General features: G+C 72.8%; 20 protein-coding genes and 1 pseudogene. 3 read left to right on the top strand and 18 right to left on the bottom strand.

Annotated elements, in window-relative coordinates; genetic code table 11:
• On the top strand, nucleotides 1-503 hold a 503-nt coding region (locus VFW79_RS10655; protein ID WP_329677282.1), incomplete at its 5' end, for an IS5 family transposase.
• Nucleotides 504-538: 35 nt separating this feature from the next.
• Here VFW79_RS10655 and VFW79_RS10650 read toward each other — a convergent pair.
• The 8 genes from VFW79_RS10650 to VFW79_RS10615 form a co-directional block, all read right to left on the bottom strand.
• The gene (locus VFW79_RS10650; RefSeq protein ID WP_329677281.1) at nucleotides 539-775 is read right to left on the bottom strand and encodes a MoaD/ThiS family protein; all 237 of its coding nucleotides are present in this window, start codon (nucleotides 773-775) and stop codon (nucleotides 539-541) included.
• 1 nt (nucleotide 776) lies between these two features.
• The gene (locus VFW79_RS10645) at nucleotides 777-1,106 is read right to left on the bottom strand and encodes a DUF6457 domain-containing protein (RefSeq protein ID WP_329677280.1); all 330 of its coding nucleotides are present in this window, start codon (nucleotides 1,104-1,106) and stop codon (nucleotides 777-779) included.
• The gene (mobA, locus tag VFW79_RS10640; protein ID WP_329677279.1) at nucleotides 1,103-1,843 is read right to left on the bottom strand and encodes a molybdenum cofactor guanylyltransferase; all 741 of its coding nucleotides are present in this window, start codon (nucleotides 1,841-1,843) and stop codon (nucleotides 1,103-1,105) included. Before mobA ends, VFW79_RS10645 begins: the two co-directional genes overlap by 4 nt.
• Nucleotides 1,840-3,066 carry a gephyrin-like molybdotransferase Glp gene (gene glp / locus VFW79_RS10635; protein ID WP_329677278.1) on the bottom strand — a complete coding sequence of 409 codons (1,227 nt, stop codon included), beginning with the start codon at nucleotides 3,064-3,066 and terminating at the stop codon, nucleotides 1,840-1,842. The genes mobA and glp overlap by 4 nt, the downstream gene beginning before the upstream one ends.
• An 83-nt stretch (nucleotides 3,067-3,149) precedes the next feature.
• The gene (locus VFW79_RS10630; protein WP_329677277.1) at nucleotides 3,150-4,700 is read right to left on the bottom strand and encodes an FAD-dependent oxidoreductase; all 1,551 of its coding nucleotides are present in this window, start codon (nucleotides 4,698-4,700) and stop codon (nucleotides 3,150-3,152) included.
• Nucleotides 4,697-6,901, bottom strand: a complete 2,205-nt coding sequence (locus VFW79_RS10625; protein WP_329677276.1) for a molybdopterin oxidoreductase family protein — start codon at nucleotides 6,899-6,901, stop codon at nucleotides 4,697-4,699. The genes VFW79_RS10630 and VFW79_RS10625 overlap by 4 nt, the downstream gene beginning before the upstream one ends.
• Nucleotides 6,901-8,289 carry a nitrate/nitrite transporter gene (locus VFW79_RS10620; RefSeq protein WP_329677275.1) on the bottom strand — a complete coding sequence of 463 codons (1,389 nt, stop codon included), beginning with the start codon at nucleotides 8,287-8,289 and terminating at the stop codon, nucleotides 6,901-6,903. Before VFW79_RS10620 ends, VFW79_RS10625 begins: the two co-directional genes overlap by 1 nt.
• Nucleotides 8,290-8,506: 217 nt before the next feature.
• A complete protein-coding gene (locus tag VFW79_RS10615; protein WP_329677274.1) occupies nucleotides 8,507-9,247 on the bottom strand; it encodes an aspartate/glutamate racemase family protein in 741 nt (246 codons plus the stop codon).
• A 76-nt stretch (nucleotides 9,248-9,323) separates the two neighbouring features.
• Between VFW79_RS10615 and VFW79_RS10610 the strand changes: the two genes are divergently transcribed.
• Complete coding sequence (locus tag VFW79_RS10610; protein ID WP_329677273.1) at nucleotides 9,324-10,247, top strand: LysR family transcriptional regulator; 924 nt, start codon at nucleotides 9,324-9,326, stop codon at nucleotides 10,245-10,247.
• Nucleotides 10,248-10,527: 280 nt separating this feature from the next.
• Here VFW79_RS10610 and VFW79_RS10605 read toward each other — a convergent pair whose 3' ends face one another.
• Entirely contained in the window at nucleotides 10,528-12,150 is a 1,623-nt protein-coding gene (locus VFW79_RS10605; protein ID WP_329677272.1) for an MFS transporter, read from the bottom strand.
• A 130-nt stretch (nucleotides 12,151-12,280) separates the two neighbouring features.
• Between VFW79_RS10605 and VFW79_RS10600 the strand changes: the two genes are divergently transcribed.
• On the top strand, nucleotides 12,281-12,964 hold the full coding sequence (locus tag VFW79_RS10600; RefSeq protein WP_329677271.1) for a TetR/AcrR family transcriptional regulator: 684 nt from the start codon (nucleotides 12,281-12,283) through the stop codon (nucleotides 12,962-12,964).
• A gap of 355 nt (nucleotides 12,965-13,319) precedes the next feature.
• Here VFW79_RS10600 and nrdI read toward each other — a convergent pair whose 3' ends face one another.
• The 9 genes and pseudogenes from nrdI to VFW79_RS10555 all read right to left on the bottom strand — a co-directional run bounded on the left by nrdI (nucleotide 13,320) and on the right by VFW79_RS10555 (nucleotide 20,895).
• Complete coding sequence (nrdI, locus tag VFW79_RS10595) at nucleotides 13,320-13,790, bottom strand: class Ib ribonucleoside-diphosphate reductase assembly flavoprotein NrdI (RefSeq protein WP_329677270.1); 471 nt, start codon at nucleotides 13,788-13,790, stop codon at nucleotides 13,320-13,322.
• A gap of 55 nt (nucleotides 13,791-13,845) precedes the next feature.
• On the bottom strand, nucleotides 13,846-14,478 hold the full coding sequence (locus VFW79_RS10590; RefSeq protein ID WP_329677269.1) for an FMN reductase: 633 nt from the start codon (nucleotides 14,476-14,478) through the stop codon (nucleotides 13,846-13,848).
• The gene (locus tag VFW79_RS10585) at nucleotides 14,475-15,632 is read right to left on the bottom strand and encodes an LLM class flavin-dependent oxidoreductase (RefSeq protein WP_329677268.1); all 1,158 of its coding nucleotides are present in this window, start codon (nucleotides 15,630-15,632) and stop codon (nucleotides 14,475-14,477) included. The genes VFW79_RS10590 and VFW79_RS10585 overlap by 4 nt, the downstream gene beginning before the upstream one ends.
• Before the next feature lie 110 nt (nucleotides 15,633-15,742).
• Entirely contained in the window at nucleotides 15,743-16,753 is a 1,011-nt protein-coding gene (gene fgd, locus VFW79_RS10580; protein ID WP_329677267.1) for a glucose-6-phosphate dehydrogenase (coenzyme-F420), read from the bottom strand.
• Between the two features lie 74 nt (nucleotides 16,754-16,827).
• Nucleotides 16,828-17,940 (bottom strand): acetamidase/formamidase family protein, encoded by a 1,113-nt coding sequence (locus VFW79_RS10575; protein WP_329677266.1) that lies wholly within the window; start codon nucleotides 17,938-17,940, stop codon nucleotides 16,828-16,830.
• Nucleotides 17,937-18,365 (bottom strand): Rid family detoxifying hydrolase, encoded by a 429-nt coding sequence (locus tag VFW79_RS10570; protein WP_329677265.1) that lies wholly within the window; start codon nucleotides 18,363-18,365, stop codon nucleotides 17,937-17,939. Before VFW79_RS10570 ends, VFW79_RS10575 begins: the two co-directional genes overlap by 4 nt.
• Before the next feature lie 2 nt (nucleotides 18,366-18,367).
• Complete coding sequence (locus tag VFW79_RS10565; RefSeq protein ID WP_329677285.1) at nucleotides 18,368-19,129, bottom strand: amino acid ABC transporter ATP-binding protein; 762 nt, start codon at nucleotides 19,127-19,129, stop codon at nucleotides 18,368-18,370.
• Between the two features lie 189 nt (nucleotides 19,130-19,318).
• Nucleotides 19,319-19,942: pseudogene (locus tag VFW79_RS10560) on the bottom strand (amino acid ABC transporter permease); the annotation flags it as partial.
• A gap of 17 nt (nucleotides 19,943-19,959) precedes the next feature.
• Nucleotides 19,960-20,895: an ABC transporter substrate-binding protein gene (locus VFW79_RS10555; RefSeq protein WP_329677264.1), complete on the bottom strand. Its 936-nt coding sequence runs from the start codon at nucleotides 20,893-20,895 to the stop codon at nucleotides 19,960-19,962.
• Nucleotides 20,896-21,026 lie beyond the last annotated feature (131 nt).

Below are 21,026 nucleotides of genomic sequence, written 5' to 3'. Positions count from 1 at the left end.
CTGCAGGTCACGGCATCGGACGCTCACGGGGCGGGCTGACCACCAAGATCCGCGCCGCGGTCGACGGGCACGGGCGCCCGCTGGCAGCGGTGGTCACCGGCGGGCACCGCAACGACGGCGCCCTGCTCGACGCGGTCCTGGTCGACATCCGCGTCCCGCGCCTGTCCGCAGGTCGCCCGCGCACGCGCCCTGACATGGTCCTGGCGGACAAGGCGTACTCCGCCGGCGTCTACCGTCGCGCCCCGCACGCCCGCGGGATCACGGTCGTGATCCCCGAGAAGTCCGACCAGATCGCCGCCCGCAAGAGACGCGGGTCCCGCGGCGGGCGACCACCCGGGCTCGACACCGCCGCCTACCGCGGCCGCAACGTCGTCGAACGCCACTTCGCCCTGACCAAGCAATGGCGCGGCCTGGCCACCCGCTACGACAAGCTCGCCATCACCTACCGCGCCGCGATCATCCTCGCCGCCTGCATCACCTGGACACGCATATGGGAGACATGACCTTGCCGGTCGGGGGCGGTTCAGCCCGTCGGGGGTCAGCCGCCAGCGAACGGTGGCAGCACGTCCACGACGTCGCTCGGCGCGATGGCGGCACAGTCGTCCGACCGCACCCCGTCCACGAGGATCGAGCACCGGTCGAGCACCTGCTCGAGCTCGTCGCCGTGCGCGGCGATCATGAGGGTCCGGAGCTCGCCGACCGTGCGGGCCACGAGCTGCTCGGCCTCGGTCCCGGCCGCCTCGGCGGCTCCTGCGAAGTAGCGCACGAGCGACATGTCACGCCTGCCCGTCGAGTCGAGCCAGGCGGTCCTGCCACTGCGCGGCGAGCGCGGTCGTGCGGTCCAGCGCGTCGCGCAGCGCCGCCGGACGTGATGCGGCGGGCCCCTGGGCCGCGGCGTACCCGACGAGGAAGGTCGTCAAAGGCCCGGCCGGCCGGCCGACACAGCCCGCCGCCGAGGCCGCTGCGTCGAGCACCGCCGGGACGTCCAGGACGTCCGACCCGACCCCGAGCTCGACCGCGAGGGCCTGGAGCCAGGTGTCGAGGGCGGACGCAGGGGTGTCGGGATGGACCGGTCCGGAATCGGTGTCGAACTCGTGGTCGGTCACGCTGCGCCTCCCGCGTCGGGCGGTGCCTGGGGCACCACATCCGGTCGTGCGTCGGTCTGTCCCGTCATCGTGCCACGCGTCGCGCTGGTAGAGGCAGGACCCGTAGAGTCGAGCGCCCGCAGGTCGCCCCAGGTGTCGACGTCGACGCCGTGGTGCTCGACGTCGACCAGGCGGACGAGGTCGAGAGCGTCGACGAGGGCGCGCACGGACGCCCCGCGCACGCCGCTACGTCCCCCGCCTGCTGCCCCGCCCGCTCCGAGCCGTGCCACCGCGGCCTCGAGCGCTGCGCGCCGGTAGAGGCCGACCAGCGGCTGGTCGCGCCCCTCATCGTCGACCAGCACGACCCCGTCGCACGCCCGGGTGGGCCCGTCGGTAGCGCCGGGGCCCGCGGCTTCGACGAGCAGCGGCACGGCACCGGCCACCCGCGGGACGTCGCACGCGAGCACGAGCACCCACGCGGGCTCCGCGCCGTCCCGCAGCGCTGCGAGACCCGCGGCGATCCCCGCCACCGGGCCGCCGTCGGGGGGGTCCTCGAGGGTCCGCGTCACGCCGGTCGGGACAGCGAGCGCGGGGGGCCCGACGACGACGACGCGCCGGATGTCGGGGCCGTCCACAGCGCCCAGGACGTGCTCGAGCAACCGACGACCGCCGACCACCACGTCGGGCTTCGAGACTCCGCCGAGCCGTCGCGCGCGACCCCCGGCGAGCACCAGGGCGTCGTACGACGGCTGCGTCACGCGGTGATCCGGACGACCGTCACCATCTCGCCGGGACTCACCCGGGTCACGTCGGCGGGCACGACCGCGAGGCCGTCCGCCGCGGCGAGGCTGGCCACGAGGTGGGAGCCCGATCCGCGCGCGGCGGCCGGCCGTGCGACGACCGTCCCGTCGGGGTCGGTCACGAGGGTCACCGGCATGTGCTGCTCGCGACCCGTGGGCGAGGACCAGCCCTCCTCGACGCGCGCGCGCAGGGTCGGCCGGAGCAGGTCCGTGCCGGACAGGCCGCGCAGCGCGAGGATCGCGGGACGCACGAACGCCTCGAACGAGACGAACGCGCTGACCGGGTTGCCCGGCAGGGCGATCACGGGGGTGCCGTCGGCGAGGCGCCCGTAGCCCTGGGGCTTGCCGGGCTGCATCGCGACCGACACGAAGAACATTCCGTGCATCGGTGCGAGCACCTCCTTGACGACGTCGTACGCGCCGACGCTGACACCGCCCGACGTGACGATGAGGTCCGCGGCCCCGGCGGACTCGAGCGCCTCCGCGAGCGCGTGCGCGTCGTCGCGGACGGCACCGAGGCGGTGCACCTGGGCGCCCGCGGCGCGGGCCGCAGCGGCGAGGAGGTAGGAGTTCGAGTCGGGGATCTGCCCCCGCCGGGTCGCGACACCGGGCGTCACGAGCTCCGAGCCGGTCGAGATGACGACGACGACCGGCCGCCGGTGCACGACGACCTCGGGGCGCCCGACCGCGGCGACGGCCGCGATCCGGTACGGGGTGAGCTCCTGGCCCGCACGGAGCACGACGTCGCCTGCTGCGACGTCCTCCGCGACACGGCGCACGTGGCGACCGGGCGGCGCAGGGGCGCGCACCTCGACCTCGTCGGTGCCGCCGTCGGTGTCCTCGATGGGCACGACGGTGTCCGCACCCGGCGGCACGGGAGCGCCCGTCATGATCCGCGCCGCGGTGCCCGCACCGATGACGGGCGCCGCGTCGGTCCCGGCGGCGAGGTCGGCGACGACGCGCAGCCGCACCGGCGCGGCCGCCGACGCACTCGCGACGTCCGCGGACTGCACGGCGTAGCCGTCCATCGCCGAGCCGTCGAAGCGCGGCAGCGCCTCGAGAGCCGTGACGTCGCCCGCGAGGACCAGGCCCGCGGCGTCCTCGAGCGCGAACGTGACAGCAGGCGTCGGCGTGATCTGGTCGAGCACAGCCTCGCGGTGCTCCGTGACCGTGCGACTCATCGAACCTCCCCGGTGCGGTAGCCACCCACGCTAACGGCCCGGGACCGGCTCCGGGGGTCATCGGTGCGACGTGGCGGGCGTGCTCACCGCGCCGCGCGTCCCCCGCTCAGTCCACCGCTGACCCGGGACGACCGCTCCGGGTCCGTCGTCGCGAGCCAGTCGAGCAGACCGCACACCACGTCGGTGCAGCCGCCGCAGCCGGTCGTGGCCCGGGTCGCGCGGGCGACCTCCTCGACGGTGTCGTGGCCCTCACGCCAGCACGCCACGACCTCGCCCTTCGTCACGCCGTTGCAGCGGCACACCGTCGTCCGGTCAGGCATCAGGGTCGGCGAGGCGGCCGGCACAGGGGCGCCGGCGACCGGGCGCACGAGGAGCTGAGCGGGGTCCGACGGGGCCGGCGTCCCGTGCGTGTAGGCCGCGGTGAGGTCCGCGGCGACCGGGCCCGCGCCGACGCAGGTCGCGCCGACGACCCGCCCGTCGGCCACGACGACCTCGACGTGCCGCCCGCCGGCAGGGTCGGACAGCAGGACCGAGCGAGAACCGGGGAGCTCGGCACGGCGCGAGCCGCTGACCCCCATCGACACGACATCGAGGCCCGCCGCCTTGAGCCGCACGACGTCGGTGCCGCCTGCACGGAGCGGCACGGCGTCCGCAGCGCCCGCGCCGCCGTGCCCGCGGGGTTCGTCGAGGCCGTCGGGTCCGGCAGTCAGCGACACCGCGAGCCGGCGCGCCTGGTCCCAGCCCTGCGCGATGAGCCCGGTGCCCCCCTCGGGCGGCTGCGCGCAGTCCCCGATCGCGAACACGCGGGGGTCGGCCGGGGTCGCGAGGTCGGGTCCGACGACGACGCCGCGGCCCACGTCGAGGCCCGCGAGCTGCGCGATCCGCGTCTCGGCGACCGTCCCCGCGGCCAGCACGAGCAGCTCGCACGCGAGCACCTCGCCGCCCTCGAGCCGGATGCCCGCGACCCGCGCGTCGTGCACGAGCGCCTCCTGCGTCCGAGCGGCGACCCGGAGCCCGATACCGAGCGACGCGAGCCCGCTCGCGACGGTCGCCGCGGCCCCGGCGTCGAGCTGCCGGTCCATCAGGTGCGCGCCACCGTGCACGACCGTCACCGCGAGGCCTCGGCGCGCAAGCCCGCAGGCGACCTCGAGCCCCAGGACTCCCGCGCCGACGACGACGGCCACGCGCGCGTTGACGGTCGCCGCGACGATCTCGCGGGCGTCGTCGAGCGTGCGCAGCGCGTGCACCCCGGCCGGCAGCTCGCCGTCCGGGCCGAAGCCGTGCAGGTCCGGGATCCGTGCGCGCGCGCCCGTCGCGAGGACGGCCACGTCGTAGGGGTGCAGCCCGCCGTCCGAGTCCACCGCGACGCGTCCCGACCGGTCGAGCGCGACGCACGCGAGGCCCGGCAGGACGCGGGTGCGCGCTCGGACCGTGCGCGGCAGGGACAGCGACGCGACGTCGATCTTCCCGGCGACGACCTCCGAGAGCAGCACCCGGTTGTACGGCTCGTACTCCTCGGCGCCCAGCACCGTCACGTCGAACCGGCCGTCGCGGTCCCGTGCGTGCAGGTCGTCGGCGAACCGTGCGCCGACCATGCCGTGCCCGATGACGACGACCCGCGTCGCGCCGGTCACGCCGCCGCCCCCGCACCCGTGGGGAGCGCACGCTCGTGCGGACCGTCGTCCGACCCGTCGTCGTACGGGCTGTCGCACGGCTCGATCGAGACCGCGCACACCTTGAGGCCGGGCATCCCCGACACCGGGTCGGTCGCGTCCGACGTCAGGTGGTTCACGCTGCCCTCCCCCGCCCAGTGGAACGCCATGAAGACCGTGTCGACGCGCACGGCGTCGGTCACCCGCACCCGAGCGACCGCCCGTCCGCGGCCCGAGTCGAGGCGGACCCACGCACCGTCCTCGATGCCGTACCGCTCGGCGAGCAGCGGGTGGATCTCCGCCAGGGGCTCCGGGGCCGCGCGCACGAGCTCGGGGACCCGGCGGGTCTGCGCCCCCGACTGGTACTGCGCGAGCACCCGCCCGGTCACGAGGTAGACGGGCGCGCCGGCGTGCACGTCGTCGGAAGTGCCGGCGTGGTCGACCGCCACGAGGCGCGCGCGGCCGTCGGCGGTCGGGAAGTCACGGGTGAACAGCCGGGGCGTGCCGGGGTGCGGGGGCTCGCCCTCGGGTGTCGCGGGGCACGGCCAGAACAGGTCCGGCTCGGCGTCGAGGCGCGCGTGGCTGAGGCCGGAGTAGTCCGCACGGCCGCCCGCGCTGGCCCGGGCGAGCTCGTCGAACACCTCGGCGGGGTCGGTCGGGAAGTGCACGGGCGAGCCGAGGCGACGGGCCAGGTCGGCGAGGATCTCGAGCTCGCTGCGGACACCTGCCGGGGCGTGGAGCGCGCGTCGGCGGCGCAGGACGCGACCCTCGAGCGAGGTCATCGTGCCCTCCTCCTCGGCCCACTGGGTCACCGGGAGGACCACGTCGGCGAGCAGCGCCGTCTCGGACGGCACGAGGTCGCACACGACGAGGAGGTCGAGGGCCGCGATCCGCTCGCGCACCCGGTCGGCGTCGGGCGCACTGACGACGATGTTCGAGCCGTGCACGAGCAGCGCGCGCGGACCGTCGGGGGTGCCGAGCCGGGCCAGCAGCTCGACGGCGGGCAGGCCGGAGCGCGGCAGGTCCGCGGGGTCGACGCCCCACACGCCCGCGACGTGCGCGCGAGCGTCGGCGTCCTCGATCGAGCGGTAGCCGGGCAGCTGGTCGGCCTTCTGGCCGTGCTCGCGACCGCCCTGGCCGTTGCCCTGACCGGTGATCGCGCCGTACCCGCTGCCCGTGCGCCCCGGCAGGCCGAGCAGCAGGGCGAGGTCGATCGCCGCGGTCACGGTCGCGGTGCCCTGCGTGCTCTGCTCGACGCCCCGGCCGGTCAGGACGTAGGCGCCCGCCCCGCCGCGCGACGGCGACGCGGACGAGAGCAGCCGGGCGACCGCGCGCAGCGTGTCGGCAGGCACCCCGCTGACCTGCTCGGCGCGTTCGGGCCACCAGGACGCGACCGCGCGACGCACGTCGTCCAGCCCTGTCGTGCGCCGCTCGACGTACGTCGCGTCGTGCAGCCCCTCCGCGAGCACGACGTGCGTGAGCGCGAGCAGGACGACGAGGTCCGTCCCCGGTACCGGCTGCACGTGGGTGCCCCGCCCGTCCGACGTCAGGTCGGCCGTCGCGGACCGCCGAGGGTCGACGACGACGAGCCCACCCGCGGCCCGCGCGCCCGCGAGGTGCTGCACCGACGGGGGCATCGTCTCGGCGAGGTTCGAGCCCAGCAGCAGCACGGCCTGCGCACCGCCGAGGTCCTCGAGCGGGAACGGCAGCCCGCGGTCGATGCCGAGCGTCCGGTTGGCGCCGGCCGCCGCGCTCGCCATGCAGAACCGACCGTTGTAGTCGATGTTCGGCGTGGCGAGCACGGCACGGGCGAACTTGCCGAGCGTGTACGCCTTCTCGTTCGTCAGGGCGCCGCCACCGAACACCGCCACCGTCGCGGGCCCGCTCTCGGCCCGCAGCTCATGAAGCCTGCGGGCCACGAACCCGAGCGCCTCGTCCCAGGTCGCGGGACGCAGCCGGCCGTCGGTCCGCAGCAGCGGCGTCGTCAGCCGGTCCGGGGTGCGCAGGAGGCTCGCGCTCGTCCAGCCCTTCTGGCACAGGCCGCCGCGGTTCGTGGGGAACTCGCGGCCCGACACCGTCACCGGGTTCGCGCCCGGGGGCGATCCGGCTGCGTCCACCGGCGTGAGCTGCATCGCGCACTGCAGCGCGCAGTACGGGCAGTGCGTGTCGGCGGCGCCCGTCATCAGACCGCCGCCGCCGCCATCGCCGCGCCACGCCGGTGGTAGACGGCCCACGCGACGACCGACATGACCACGTAGAGACCGATGAACACCCAGAGCGCCGCCTCGAGGCCACCGGTCCGCGACGTCGACACCGCGAACCCGCGCGGGATGAGGAAGCCGCCCAGCGCACCGATCGCCCCGGCGATGCCGATGCACCCCGCGGCCGCCTTGCCGGCCCGGTCGAGCGCGGCCGCTCCGACGACCCCCGCACGGAAGACCGCCGGGATCATGCGGTAGGTCGAGCCGTTGCCCACGCCGCTCGCGATGAACAGGACGAGGAACGAGGTGAGGAACAGACCGAACGTGTGCGACCGCAGCGCGGCGATGGCCCCGAGCGCCCCGAGCGCCATCGCGAGGAACGACGCGATCGTGACGCGCGTGCCGCCGAGCCGGTCCGCCAGCTTGCCGCCGAGGGGACGGGCAAGCGAGCCGACGAGCGCACCGAGGAACGCGATCGATGCCGTGACCTCGGGGAACTGACCCTTGAGGAGCGTCGGGAAGGCCCCCGAGTAGCCGATGAACGAGCCGAACGTGCCGATGTACAGGAACGAGATGATCCACGTGTGCCGCGTGCGGGTCGCCGCGGCGAACGCCCGGTAGTCGGCCTTCGCGGACGTCAGGTTGTCCATGAACCGCCACGCGATGAACGCCGCGAGCAGCACGAACGGGATGAACATCAGCCCGGCCCGCTCGAGCGAGAGACCCGCGCCCGCGACGATCACGAGCGGCACGGCGAACTGCACCGCGGCGGTCCCGAGGTTGCCGCCCGCTGCGTTGAGGCCCAGCGCCGTGCCCTTCTCGCGGGCCGGGTAGAAGAACGAGATGTTCGCCATCGAGGAGGCGAAGTTGCCGCCGCCGACGCCTGCGAGCGCCGCGATCGCGAGCATCACCCCGAACGGGGTGCCGGGTCGTTGCACGGCCCACGCGATCGCCGACGTCGGCAGGAGCAGCAGGAGCGCGGACACGATCGTCCAGTTGCGGCCGCCGAACCGCGGGACCGCGAACGTGTAGGGGATCCGCAGCGTCGCGCCGACGAGGCTCGGTACCGCGATGAGCCAGAACAGCTGGTCGACGCTGAAGGCGAAGCCCGCGGCGGGCAGCTGCGGTACGACGATGCTCCAGACCGCCCACACCGCGAAGCCGAGGAACTCGGCGAACACCGAGGCCACGAGGTTGCGCTGCGCGATGCGGCGGCCGCCGTCCGCCCAGAACGTCGGGTCCTCGGGGTCCCAGCGGTCGATCCAGCGCCCGCGCGCCGAGTGCGTCCGGCCGAGCGGGACGACGGGGTCGGTGATCGTCGTGGGTCCGGCGCCCGTGCCGACGGTGGTCACGGTGGTGGGAGTCGCCATCACTGCCTCCTGGAGGGTCGGCCCCGGTCGGGCCGTCTCCTCGACGGTAGGAAGCGGTTGTTACGCCCCACCCCCGCGCTCGTGACGCGCGTGGAAACCTCCGCGCACACCCGGCGCGGACGGGCCGTGAGATCCCGCGAGAGCACGAGGCCTCCCGCTCAGTCGACCGAGCGCCCCGCGGGGGCCTTCGACACCGCAGCAACGCGGAGTCGTCGTGTCATACCCCGTGTCGGAGCGACAGCTGCCGGTCCCGGGTCGCGTCCCCGGGTGCGAGGGCGGCGTCGACCGCGGCAAGGGCGTGCACCTGGGCGGAGTCGATCAGGGGGAGATCGGTGTCGGTAGCGCCGATGAGCAGCCCGATCTCGGTGCAGGCGAGCGCAACAGCTCCGGCGCCACGGTCGGCGAGCCGGTCGACGATCTCGAGGTACGCCCGCTTGGACGCTGGCTCGATCCGGCCCGTGGTGAGCTCGTCGAAGATCACACGGTCGACCACCCCTCGGTCATCGTCGCCGGGGACGATGACGTCGATGCCCCATCTCTCGCGCAGCCGATCGCGGTAGAAGGACTCCTCCATCACCTGCCGGGCACCGAGCACCCCGATCTGCTCGACGCCCAGCTCCTGGGCGCGGGCCCCGACCGCGTCGGCGATGTGCAACAGGGGCACGCGGGTCGCCGCCTCGATCGCGGGAGCCACCTTGTGCATCAGGTTGGTGCAGAGCACGACGACGTCCGCTCCGGCGGCCTCGAGCCGGACGGCGCCGTCCACGAGCAGCGCCGCGGCCTCGTCCCAGGCGCCACGCACCTGGAGCTCGCGGACCATCCCGAAGTCCAGCGAGACCATCACGACCTGCGCGCAGTGATGCCCGCCGAGCCGGTCACGGACCTCCTCGTTGATGATGCGGTAGTAGGTTGCGGAGGAGTCCCAGCTCATCCCGCCCAGCAAGCCGATCGTTCGCATGGGTGCCATCGTGGCCGCTCGCGGCCGCTCCCGGAAGACCGAGACGCTTGGCCGGGTCCCAAGCCATACTTGGGGCATGGACGCAAAGCGCATGCTGATCTTTGGTGCGGTGGTTCGCGCGGGCTCGCTCGCCGCAGCCGCACGGGAGCTCGGCTGGACCCAACCGGCGGTCAGCCAGCACGTCCGTGCCCTGGAACGGGAGCTGCGGGTGCCGCTGATCGTGCGCGGCGCTCGCGGCACGGTCCCGACCGAGGCGGGCCTCATCGTGCTGGCGCACGCCAACGCGGTCGCCGCACGTCTTCGAGCCGCGGACGCAGAGGTGGCCGCGATCGCGGACAGCACCGCCGGCAGCGTCCGCCTGGCCACGTTCCCGACCGCCGGGGCAACCCTCGTTCCCGCGGCGATGGAGGTCATGGTTCGCCGCGCGCCGGGCCTGGAGGTGCGCCTCACGGACGCCGAGCCTCCGCAGGCGCTCGGCCTGCTCGACTCGGGCGACGTGGACGCCGCGCTGGTCTTCCGGTACGACGACGAGCCGGCCAACAGCGACCGCTTGGTCCGCACGCTCACCGACCATCCTCTCGGCGAGGACGCGATCCGTCTCGTCCTGCCGGCCGAGCATCGGCTCGCCGGGCGACAGCGGGTCAGGCTGACCGAGCTTGCCGACGAGCGCTGGGTGGGCGGCTGCGTCCAGTGCCGAGAGCACCTCATGCGGGTGTGCGCCCGTGCCGGCTTCGCACCGGACGTCCGGCACAGCACCGACGACTACGTGATCGTCCAGTCCCTCGTCGCGCAGGGTCTGGCAGTCGCCCTGCTACCCGAGCTCGCGCTGCGCAGCGTGCGCAACAGGGGAATCGCGGTCCAGGACGTCGACGGCGTCGGCATCCGGCGCATCTCCTTGACCCATCACCCCGATGCGGCCGGCATCCCGGCGCTCCGCGCCCTGGTCTCTGCGCTCACGGAGACCCGGACGAGTCCCGTGACGGACCTTGCCGTGGGCTGACGACCGCCGACAGGTTCCGGACGCAGCGGAGTCTCCCGGGCCCGTGACCCATGAACCGATCACGAGCAGGCGGCTTCGTCCGTGGTCCTCGGCGCGCCGGGCGCACCACCTCGGGGAACTGGCTCGCGCGGGCTGGGCCGCACAACCCACGTCTGCTCCTCCGGTCACGATCACCCCACGGTCAGGCCTTGCCCACCTTCCTAGCCCCTGACGGAACGTCGCTCCAAACAGGAGCATGCGGGCATCCGTCGCTGGCACCTCGACGCAGCGCGCGCGTTCTTCAGTGTCGAGCCCCCGCACGACCTCCCAGCGCGTCTTCGGGCCGTGAGCGCGCCCGTTCTGGTCGTGGCCGGAGCTCAAGACCGTCTGAGGGGCCTGGCGCTGGGACGCTCGGCCTGCCGATCTCGGGCCGCATCTGGACGAAGACGGCCACCGCGCCGAGCACCAGCACGACCGCTGCCACCATCAGCGCGAGCTGGAGCCCATCGGTGAAGGACACTGCCATAGACCACGAGATGGCATGCGGAACGTCGCGCGACGACGCAATGCCGCCCGCGCCTCCCGCGGTCGCCGTGTCGACGACGCGCCGAGCGACATCCGCGGGGACCCCGGCGGCGGCGAGTCGTGAGGGGAGAACCGACGCGAGCCGGGCGGTGATGAGGCTGCCCATGATGGCGATGCCGGCGACGCCGCCCAGCTCGCGGGTGGCGTTCGTCGTAGCCGATGCCATTCCGGCGCGGGCGGCAGGGACACGGCCCATCACGGCGATCGTGATCGGGCTGAAGGACATCCCCATGCCGGTGCCGATCAGGGGGAGCGCCCACCAGAAGTCGGCGTAGCTCGCGGTCGCGTCGACCCTCGAGAGGATCGCTACGCCGGTCGCGCAAAGCGACAGTCCGATGACGAGGGGCAGCCGAGCGCCCCATCGGGCCGCCATCCGGCTCGCGACCGGTGCCGCGATCATGATGACGCCGGTCGAGGGGAGCGAGGCGATCCCGGCAGCCGCGGCCGACCAGCCGAGCACGGACTGCATGTACAGGCCGAGGTAGCTGAGGACGCCGAACATCCCGAAGCTCACCACGAAGCCGGCGAAGGCCGCGCCCGCGAAGATGCGGTCGCGGAACAGCCGGACGTCGAGCATCGGGCGCTCCGCCCGCAGCTCGACCGGGACGAAGAGAGCGAAGCCGACGACGGCAAGGGTCGCGCTGCCGAGGACCGTCGGCGAGCTCCAGCCGCGGCTCGGTGCCTCGATCAGCGCAAAGACCGCGCCGGCGACACCCGCCGTCCCGATGACCTGACCGAGCAGGTCGATGCGACCGTGGTGCCCGTCGTCGTGCGGCAGCACCCGCGCACCCAGGGCCAGAGCGGCGACGCCGACGGGGACGTTGATCCAGAAGGCGCTGGCCCACCCGAAGGCGGTCACGAGCGGGCCGCCGATCGCCGGACCGAGGGCGAGGCCAAGTGCCGAGACCCCGCTCCAGGTGCCGATGGCGCGGGCGCGTTCGACCTCGGAGAGGAAGGTCACGCGCAGGACCGCGAGCGACTGCGGGGTGAGGAGAGCCGCGCCGACCCCCTGGACCACGCGGCCCGTCATGAGGATCGGGAGCGTGCCGGCGAGCGCGCACACCAGCGAACCACCCGTGAACAGCGTGAGCCCGACGAGGAACAGGCGACGGCGTCCGAGGCGGTCGCCGAGGGTCCCGCCCAGCAGGAGGAGGGACGCGAACACCAGGCTGTAGCCCTCCATGACCCACTGCAGGTCGATCATCCCGGCATGGAGGTCGGTCGAGATGCTGGGCAGCGCGTTGCTGACGACGACGTTGTCCAGCATGGACATGAAGAGGGCCAGGCAGAGCGTGGAGAGGATGAGTTGGCGCCGACGGGCGTCGGGGGCAGGATGCATCGACGTGAACCTAACGGTGTTAGATCAATGGACGATGCGAGGTTCCCACTAACAGTGTTAGATTGCAAGCGGTCGACCAGAGGAGGATGCAGCGATGGCCCCCAGGCCCCGGGCGGGGATTGATCAACCCGTGCTCACTCAGGACGCTGTCGTCCAGGCCGCGCTCGTCGTTCTCGAGCGCGACGGCCTGGATGCGTTGTCCATGCGACGTGTCGCAGCCGAGCTGGGACTGCAGGCGGCCTCGCTGTACTGGCACGTCCGCAACAAGGAGGAGCTCCTCGATCTGGTGGCCGACGCCGCGCTGGCGGGGATGGACCTGTCCGTCTCCGCAGGCAGCTGGCGTGAGCGGGTGTGGGTGCTGGCCCACCGCTACCGAGTGCTCCTCAAGTCGCGGCGGGACGTCCCGCGCCTCATCGCGGGCCGCTTCGTCGTCGGGCGCCATGCCTCGACGATGATGGAGCACGTGCTCGGTGAGTTCCGCGAGGCCGGCTTCAGCCCTGGCGGTGCGGCGGCTGCGATGTACCTCCTCTCCGTCACGTACGTGCAGGGCTTCGTGCTCCAGGAGATGAACCCGATGCGTGCGGTCGAGGCGCTGGGGGGAACGCCCGCCGAAGCGATGGAGGCCGTGTCCGCCGAGCTCGCCGGCCTCCCACGGGAGTCGTTCCCGCACCTCGCCGAGGCGTCGGCCCACATGACGGCGATGGACCTCGACGAGAGGTTCGACTGGGGACTGGAGTGCCTCCTCGACGGCCTCGAGCTCCGGCTCGCCGGCTCGCTCACGTCGGCGGAGCCTGGAGATCCCACCTCTCGGTGAAGCGGCCACGTCTGGGTCTCGCGTCACTCGGCCCGACCGCCTCAGCGACCGCACCCCGCGACGACGTGCGCGGACGACCGAACCTCGATGTAGCCCATGGGTGCACGCGGTCGCGCGACGTCGACCTTCGCCGGTGCGCGGCAAGGCTTCGCCCGGCGGGGGTGTGGAGCGAGCACGTCAGTGCGCTCGTGCGGCGTCTCCAGCAGGCGGGCTCCGGTGTCGAAACCCAGACGCAAATCCCGGTGGGGAGGGCCGCCCTCGTCGAGCGTCTCGATCCACAGCGACCACGCTGCCGCCTGGATCGAGCAGCCAGCCGCCGTGCCGCGAGCTGGGTGAGGACCGTTCGCGGTCGTCGTCAGTCTCGTCGTGCGGCGGTGTCGTCGTGCGGGTTCTCGTCGCGCGCGGTCGCGTCGTGCGCCGCGAGGGCCTCGTCCAGCTCGGCCATGATGCGCCGGCACTCCTCGACGTCCCACGGCGTCCCGGACAGCTCGAACTCGAAGAGCACCGGGCGGCCGGACCGCGCCGCGACGACCCGGCACGCGCGCTGGTAGTGCACGCCGAAGTTCCGGTTGCCGCTGCCGATGACCCCGACCATGCGGCGCCGGTTGACGTCGGACGCGAGGAAGCGCAGGACGCCCTCGGGCACGGTGTCGTTGCGGTCGTTGCCGGACTTGTACGACGGCGTCAGCAGCACCCAGGGCCCGTCGGCCTCGCCCAGCCGGTGCTCCCGCTCCGCGAGGTTGAACACGGGCCGACCGAGGCGCTCGGCGAACGAGCGGACGAGGCCGCTCGACGACGAGTAGTAGTAGATCGGTGTCTGGCGCATGGCCTGCCCAGCCAACCAGGCCCGGGACCCCGCCGCGAGGACGATGGTCCCCGGCTCAGAGCCCGGCGATCAGGTCGGCGAACGACGTGGGGTTGGCGAACGGGTCGGCGACCCGGTGCGGCGACCGTGCGGCGACGAGGTCGGCGAGCTCACCGGCGGCGCGCTCGACCCGCACCTGGAGCGGCGGGACGTCGTCGGGCACCTGCTCGCCGCTCGTCGCGCCGAAGTCCTCCGTCGCGCCGAACACCGACGTGGGGACGACGACCGCGTGCAGGTACGTGAACAGCGGGCGCAGGGCGTGCTCGAGCGCGAGCGAGTGCCGGACGGTCCCGGCGGTCGCGCCGATGAGCACCGGCATGGCGGCCAACGAGCCCGGCTCGAGCACGTCGAAGAAGTTCTTGAACAGCCCGCTGTAGGAGCCCGAGAAGATCGGCGTGACGGCGATGACGCCGTCGGCCTGCGCGACCGTGTCGATCGCGCGCTTGAGGTCGGCCGACACGAGGCCGGTCAGCAGCGTGTTCGTCAGGTCGTGCGCGTGCTCGCGCAGCTCGACGAACGTCACGTCCACGTCGATCCCGCGTTCGCGCAGCGACGCGGCGGTCGCCTCGGCGAGCCGGTCGGCGAGCAGCCGGGTCGAGGACGGCTGGCGCAGCCCGCCCGCCACGACGGCGATGGTGCGGCGGTTCATCGCGACACCCCCGCGCTCTCGGGCTCGGGAGAGGCACCGGTGACGTCGTCGGGCGCGGCGTAGACCGTTGCGTCCTTCGACCCACCGGCCGCAGCCACGAGCGAGGCATGCGTCGGCGCGTCCGGCACGTGCGCCGGGCGGCCGATCGCGAGCTCCTTGCGGAGCACCGGGACGACCTCGCCGCCGAGGATGTCGAGCTGCTCGAGGACGGTCTTGAGCGGCAGTCCCGCGTGGTCCATCAGGAAGAGCTGGCGCTGGTAGTCGCCGACGTGGTCACGCATCGCGGCGTACCGGTCGATGACCTCCTGCGGGCTGCCGACCGTGAGCGGGGTCTGGGCGGTGAACTCCTCCATCGTCGGGCCGTGGCCGTAGACGGGGGCGTTGTCGAAGTACGGGCGGAACTCGCGCTGGGCGTCCTGGCTGTTCGCGCGCATGAAGACCTGACCACCGAGCCCGACGATGGCCTGGTCGGCCGAGCCGTGCCCGTAGTGCTCGAAGCGGCGGCGGTACAGAGCGACCATCTGCTGGGTGTGCTCGATGGGCCAGAAGATGTTGTTGTGGAAGAACCCGTCGCCGTAGAAGGCAGCCTGCTCTGCGATCTCGGGGCTACGGATCGAGCCGTGCCACACGAACGGCGCGACGCCGTCGAGCGGGCGCGGGGTCGCGGTGAAGGACTGCAGCGGCGTGCGGAACTTGCCCGACCAGTCGACGACCTCCTCGTCCCAGAGCCGGCGCAGCAGCGCGTAGCTCTCGATCGCGAGGTTGATCCCCTGGCGGATGTCCTTGCCGAACCACGGGTAGACCGGGCCGGTGTTGCCGCGGCCCATGATGAGGTCGACGCGACCGTCTGCGAGGTGCTGGAGCATCGCGTAGTCCTCGGCGATCTTCACCGGGTCGTTCGTCGTGATGAGCGTGGTGGACGTCGAGAGCTGCAGCGTCGTCGTCTTCGCGGCGATCCAGCCGAGCATCGTGGTCGGCGACGAGGGCACGAACGGCGGGTTGTGGTGCTCACCGGTCGCGAAGACGTCGAGCCCGACCTCCTCGGCGTGCAGGGCGATCGTCATCATCGCCTTGATGCGCTCGTTCTCGGTCGGGGTGCGACCCGACACCGGGTCGGTGGTGACATCCCCGACGGTGAAGATTCCGAACTGCATGTGACTGCTCCCGCCCTCCGATGTTGTACAACATTCAACCATCTGGACAGCAGAACCTCAACCCTTGCGGCGGTATTCCCCGCGGACCGGCCTGCGGGCCGTGTCGCGGGCTACGCGACGAGAGCGCGCAGCCGCGGCAGCACCTCGGTCGCGTACAGCTCGAGGAACCGCGGCTGGTCGGGGCCGGGCGCGTGGAACACCAGGTGCCGGAACCCGAGCTCGAGGTACTCCTGCGCACGGCGGACGTGCTCCTCAGGGTCGGTCGAGACGATCCAGCGGGACGCGACGCGCTCGATCGGCAGCGCGTCGGCCAGGCGCTGCATCTCGACCGGGTCCTCGACGCCTGTCTTCTCCTCCGGGGTCAGCGCGAGCGCGCCCCAGAACCGCGTGTCCGCGAGCGCGCGGTCAGGGTCGTCGTCGAACGACACCTTCATCTCCATGAGCGTGTCGACGTCGCCCGCGACGCGTCCGGCCTTCTCGAGCCCTTCGGCCAGGGCCGGCACGAGCGTGTCGGCGTACAGCGAGCGCGGCTTGCCCGACGTCGTGATGAAGCCGTCCGCCATCCGCCCCGCGAGCCGGGTCGCGGCCGGGCCCGACGCGCCGATGTAGATCGGCACGGGCGACTCGGGGCGGTCGTACACCGTGGCGTTCTCGGTGCGGAAGTACGTGCCCTCGAACGTCACACGGTCCTCCCGCCACAGCTGCTGGATGAGCTGCACCGACTCCTTGAGCCGCGCGAACCGCTCCTTCATGTCGGGCCACTCGATGCCCAGCGGGACCTCGTTGAGCGACTCCCCCGAACCCACGCCCAGCACGATCCGGCCGGGGAACATCACGCCGAGCGTCCCGAACGCCTGCGCGACGACCGCCGGGTGGTACCGGAAGCTCGGCGTCAGCACGGACGTGCCGAGGATGATCCGCTCGGTCCGCGCGCCGACGGCCCCGAGCCACGGGATCGCCGCGGGCGCGTGCCCGTCGTCGTGCCGCCACGGCTGGAAGTGGTCGGAGATGAACACCGAGTCGAAGCCCGCCTGCTCGGCCAGCACCGCGTAGTCGGCGAGCTGCGCCGGCCCGAACTGCTCCGCGGACGCCTTGTACCCGAACCGGACCTGACCCGTCATCGTGATCTCCCTCGTGCGTCCTGTCTGCTCCATCATCGTCGCCGACGCACGTGAACGGCGTGTTGCCCCGAGGCTCAGTGCCAGGACGTCCAGTCGGCCTTCGCGATCATGCAGTGCACGCCCTTGACCGCGTCCACCACCTGGCTGACCTCGAAGTCGCCGGCCGCGGACAGGTACGCGAGCGCGACCGACCGCGGGACACCGAACCGCCCGTGCAGGAAGTCGACGGCGTGCCGGACCGCCTTGCGCATCGCCTCGTCGAGGTCGCTGTCCATACCCGTCGGGATCCAGTGGGTCCCGGTCTCCACGACGGGGTTCGTCAGCGGCCCGAGGACGCCCGCGCGGTCGGCGGCCGAGATCACGCTGAGCCGCAGCGTCGCCCGCAGCGATGCCTCGAGCGCCGTGAGCGCGACCTCGCCGTTCCCCTGCGCGAAGTGCGGATCGCCCGCGTAGAACAGCGCGCCGTCGACCAGCACCGGCAGATAGAGGGTCGAGCCGACGCCCGTGTGCCGGATGTCGATGTTGCCGCCGTGGTCGCCCGGCGGCACGGACGGGACCGCGTCGGTCGTCGCGACGGCCGTTCCCATCAGCCCCAGGAAAGGGTGGAGCGGGAACTGGACGTGACGGCCGCCACCCGCGTCGATGCGCCCGAGGTCACGGCCGCCCACGTGCGCGACCCAGCTGAAGTGGGAGACGGTCCCGGTGCTGACGATCCGGTCGATGTGCCGCGTCGGCGACGAGTCGTGGTCCTCGGGGAACTCGCCGGCCAGCGCGCCGAAGCCGTGCCGGTTGCTGACGAACCCGTAGGGGACCCGGTACGCGAGGTCCAGGACGTCGACCTTGAGCACGTCGCCGGCGCGGGCACTCGGGACTCGGATCGGCCCGGTGACGACGTGCGGACCGTCGTCGAGCGTGTTGCTCAGGGTGCTCGCCGCGATCTCGACGACGTCGTCGAGCACCTCGTCGACCCCGAACTGCGCGAGATAGGCGCGAGGGTCGCGCCCCTGATCCTCGAGCAACCCCTCGTGGCTGACGGTGTCGATCGTGACGGTCTCACCTGCACCGACCTCGAGGACCGCCTCGGCGGCTGCGTTCGGCAGCCAGCCCCAGCGGACCTCGTCGACGCGCGAGGGCAGGTAGTGCCGGCCGAGGACGACTCCGCGGCCCGGCTGGAGTGCGGCGGTCATGCCGCACCGGCCGGCGCACGGCCCGCGCCGTGGGCCAGCCCGACGACGAGGTCGATCTCGACTGCCGCCCCGACGGCGAGACCGGTGACTCCCACGCAGGTCCGGCTGGGCAGCGGGCCCGAGAACCACCGGACGTACTCGGCGTTGAACGCGTCGAAGTCTGCGAAGTCCGTGAGGTAGACCCGCACCATCAGCGCGTCGTCAAGGCTCGCACCGACGCCCGCGACCACGGCTCGCAGGTTGGCAAGAACCTGTCGCGCCTGCTCGACGGTCCCGCCGTCGACGAGCTCGCCCGTCGACGGGTCGGTGGGCATCTGTCCGGTCACGAAGAGCAGGTCGCCCCACTGCACCGCATGGGCGAAGGGGCCGACCTGGGCCGGGACGCCTGCGCCGGGCTCGAAGACGTACGTCTGCTTCTTGGGCATGGTCATACCTCCGCTGCGTCCATCGCGCCGACGAAGCGACGTGTCGCCTCGTGCCGCGGGTTACCGATGACCTCGTCGGCCGGTCCTTCCTCGATGACTACTCCGCCAGCCATGAACACCACGCGGTCGGCAACCTCCCGCGCGAACCTCAGCTGGTGCGTGGCGATGATCATCGTCAGGCCGGCGTCCCGGGCGAGCGCCTGGATCACGGCCAGCACCTCGGCGACGAGCTCCGGGTCGAGCGCGCTCGTCGGCTCGTCGAGCAGCAGCACGCGCGGGCGGGGGGCCAGCGCCCGCGCGATCCCGACGCGCTGCTGCTGGCCGCCGGACAGGTGCCGCGGAAGTGCGTCAGCACGGTCGGTCAGACCAACCTGCTCGAGCATCTCGTCGGCCCGCGAGTCGGCCTCCGCGCGGGTCATGCCGTGCAGCCACCGCAACGGACCGGCGACGTTCTCGCGCGCGGTCAGGTGGTGGAAGAGGTTGAACTGCTGGAACACCATCCCGACACCGGCCGCGACGCGCTGGCGGGCGATTCGGCGCTCCCGCAGGCCGGCGCCTCGCTCGTCGTACCCGATCGCCGTGCCGCCCACGAGGACCGAGCCGCCGTCGAGCCCCTCGAGGTGGTTGATCGTGCGCAGGAGTGTGCTCTTGCCGGACCCGCTGGGCCCGAGCAGCGCGATCACCTCACCCTGGCGCACGTTGAGGTCGATGCCCCGCAGCACCTCGTTGGCGCCGTAGCTCTTGCGGATCCCGTAGGCCTCGATGAGCGCTTCGCCGAAGCTGCGCGGCGGCGGGTCGGCCTGGGTCGCGCCGGCGGTTGCCGTCGGCCCGACGTCGGTACGGTCGACGACCGTGTGCGGACCCGCCGGAGTCGTCGCCGGGTGTGTGCCGAGCGACCGCACCCGGGTCAGGAGCGAACCGTGCGAGGCTCGATCGAGGTCGACCGAGCGCTCGATGACGAGCTGGACCAGCGTGAACGCCCCTGTGAGCACGAGGTACATCACGGCGGTCGCGAAGTAGATCTCGAAGTAGTCGAACGTCGCGGAGGCGAGCTGCTGGGTGCGCAGCGTCAGCTCGGGCACCGCGATGATCGACGCGAGCGCCGAGTTCTTCATCGTGGCGACGGCCTCGCTCCCGAGGGCCGGGACGCTCGCGCGCCCGGCCTGCGGTGCGACGACGCGGCGCATGAGGACGACGGGCGTCATCCCGAGCGCACGCCCCGCGGCCGTCTGGCCGGGGTCGACCTCTCGGACAGCGGACCGGAAGATCTCCGCGAAGAAGACCGCCTCGTTGAGCGCGAGCGCGACCCCACCGGCGATGAGCGGCGGGAAGGTGACCCCGACGCGCGGCAGCACCGTGAACACGAACACGAGCTGCAGGATGAGCGGCGTGCCGCGGTAGAGCGTCGTGTACGCCCGGGCCGAGAACGTGAGCGGCTGGAACCGCGTGAGCTGCATCGCGGCCAGCAGCAGGCCCAGGACCATGCCACCGGCGAATCCCATGGCCGTGAGCCGCAGCGTGAAGGCGACTCCGTCCAGCAGGTAGGGCAGCGTCAGGTAGTGGAAGAACTTCGTCATGGTCCTGGGCCTCCGGCTCAGCCGACGCTGAGGATCGTCGGCGCGGCCAGGGCGTTCTCGTTGAGCTTCCACTTGACGGAGAGCTCGTCCTGCAGCCCGCTGCCCTGGATCTCGGCGAGCGCGGCCGCGACCGCGTCGCGGAACTCGTGCTGGCCCTGCGGGATCCCGATCCCGATCGTGTAGTCGAGCATGACCGTCTCGGCCGATCCCAGGTCCTTCGGGTGCTCGGTGATGTAGCCGTTGACGGTGTTGATGTCGTTCATGTAGGCGTCGGCGCGCCCGGCCAGGATCGCCTGCACGCAGTCCGCGCTGCTGTCGAACAGGCTGACCGTCGGCGCCACCGTGCCGGCCGCCTCGCAGGCGGGTCCGACGGCCTCGACGAGCGGCACCTCGACGTAGCCCTTGTTGAGGGCGACCGTCAGCCCGCAGAGCGAGGTGTCGATGCCGGTGATGGACTTCGGGTTGCCGGTCGCGACGAGGATGCCGTCGAAGACCTTGGAGTAGCTGATGAAGTCCACCCCGCCCGCCGCGCGCTCCTGCGTCGCGTAGAGGTTCGACAAGATCCAGTCCGCACGGCCCGAGGAGACCGTGGGGATGAGCTCGGAGAAGCCGACCGGGACGTAGTCGACGGCGAAGCCGAGGCACGCGCCGATCGCCGCGCCGAGGTCGATGTCGAAGCCGACGTACTCGTCGGGGTTGTCGGGGTTGACGACCTCGTAGCCGGGGGTGTGAGGGTTGAGCGCGTTGGTCTTCGTCGTCCCGACGAGATCGGGGTGCGCGGTGCGGAGTGCGGTGCACGCGGTCGAGTCGGCGAGCGTCTTCCAGGCCGAGGCCTGGTCGGTGGGGGCCGAGGTGCTGCCGGCCGAGGCGCTGCTGCTGCTCGAGCATGCCCCGAGGGCAAGGAGGGCGGCCAGCGCTCCCGCCGTCGCGAGGGCGGTCGTGGGCTTGTTCATCGCGGTTCCTTCCAGGTCACCGGAGCCGTCGGACGCCTCGTGAAACGGGGCTCCCCGCGACGCCGCCGTTGGGGTCCCGGTCAGATGGTCTGACCGATGTCCCGGAACGCTAGCCCCCGAAACGGGGCTCG

Origin of the sequence: Cellulomonas sp., assembly GCF_036279715.1 — a bacterium.
GTDB lineage: Bacteria > Actinomycetota > Actinomycetes > Actinomycetales > Cellulomonadaceae > Cellulomonas_A.
The sequence above is the reverse complement of the archived record's forward strand: the minus strand, read 5'-3'. Positions and strand labels throughout refer to the sequence as shown.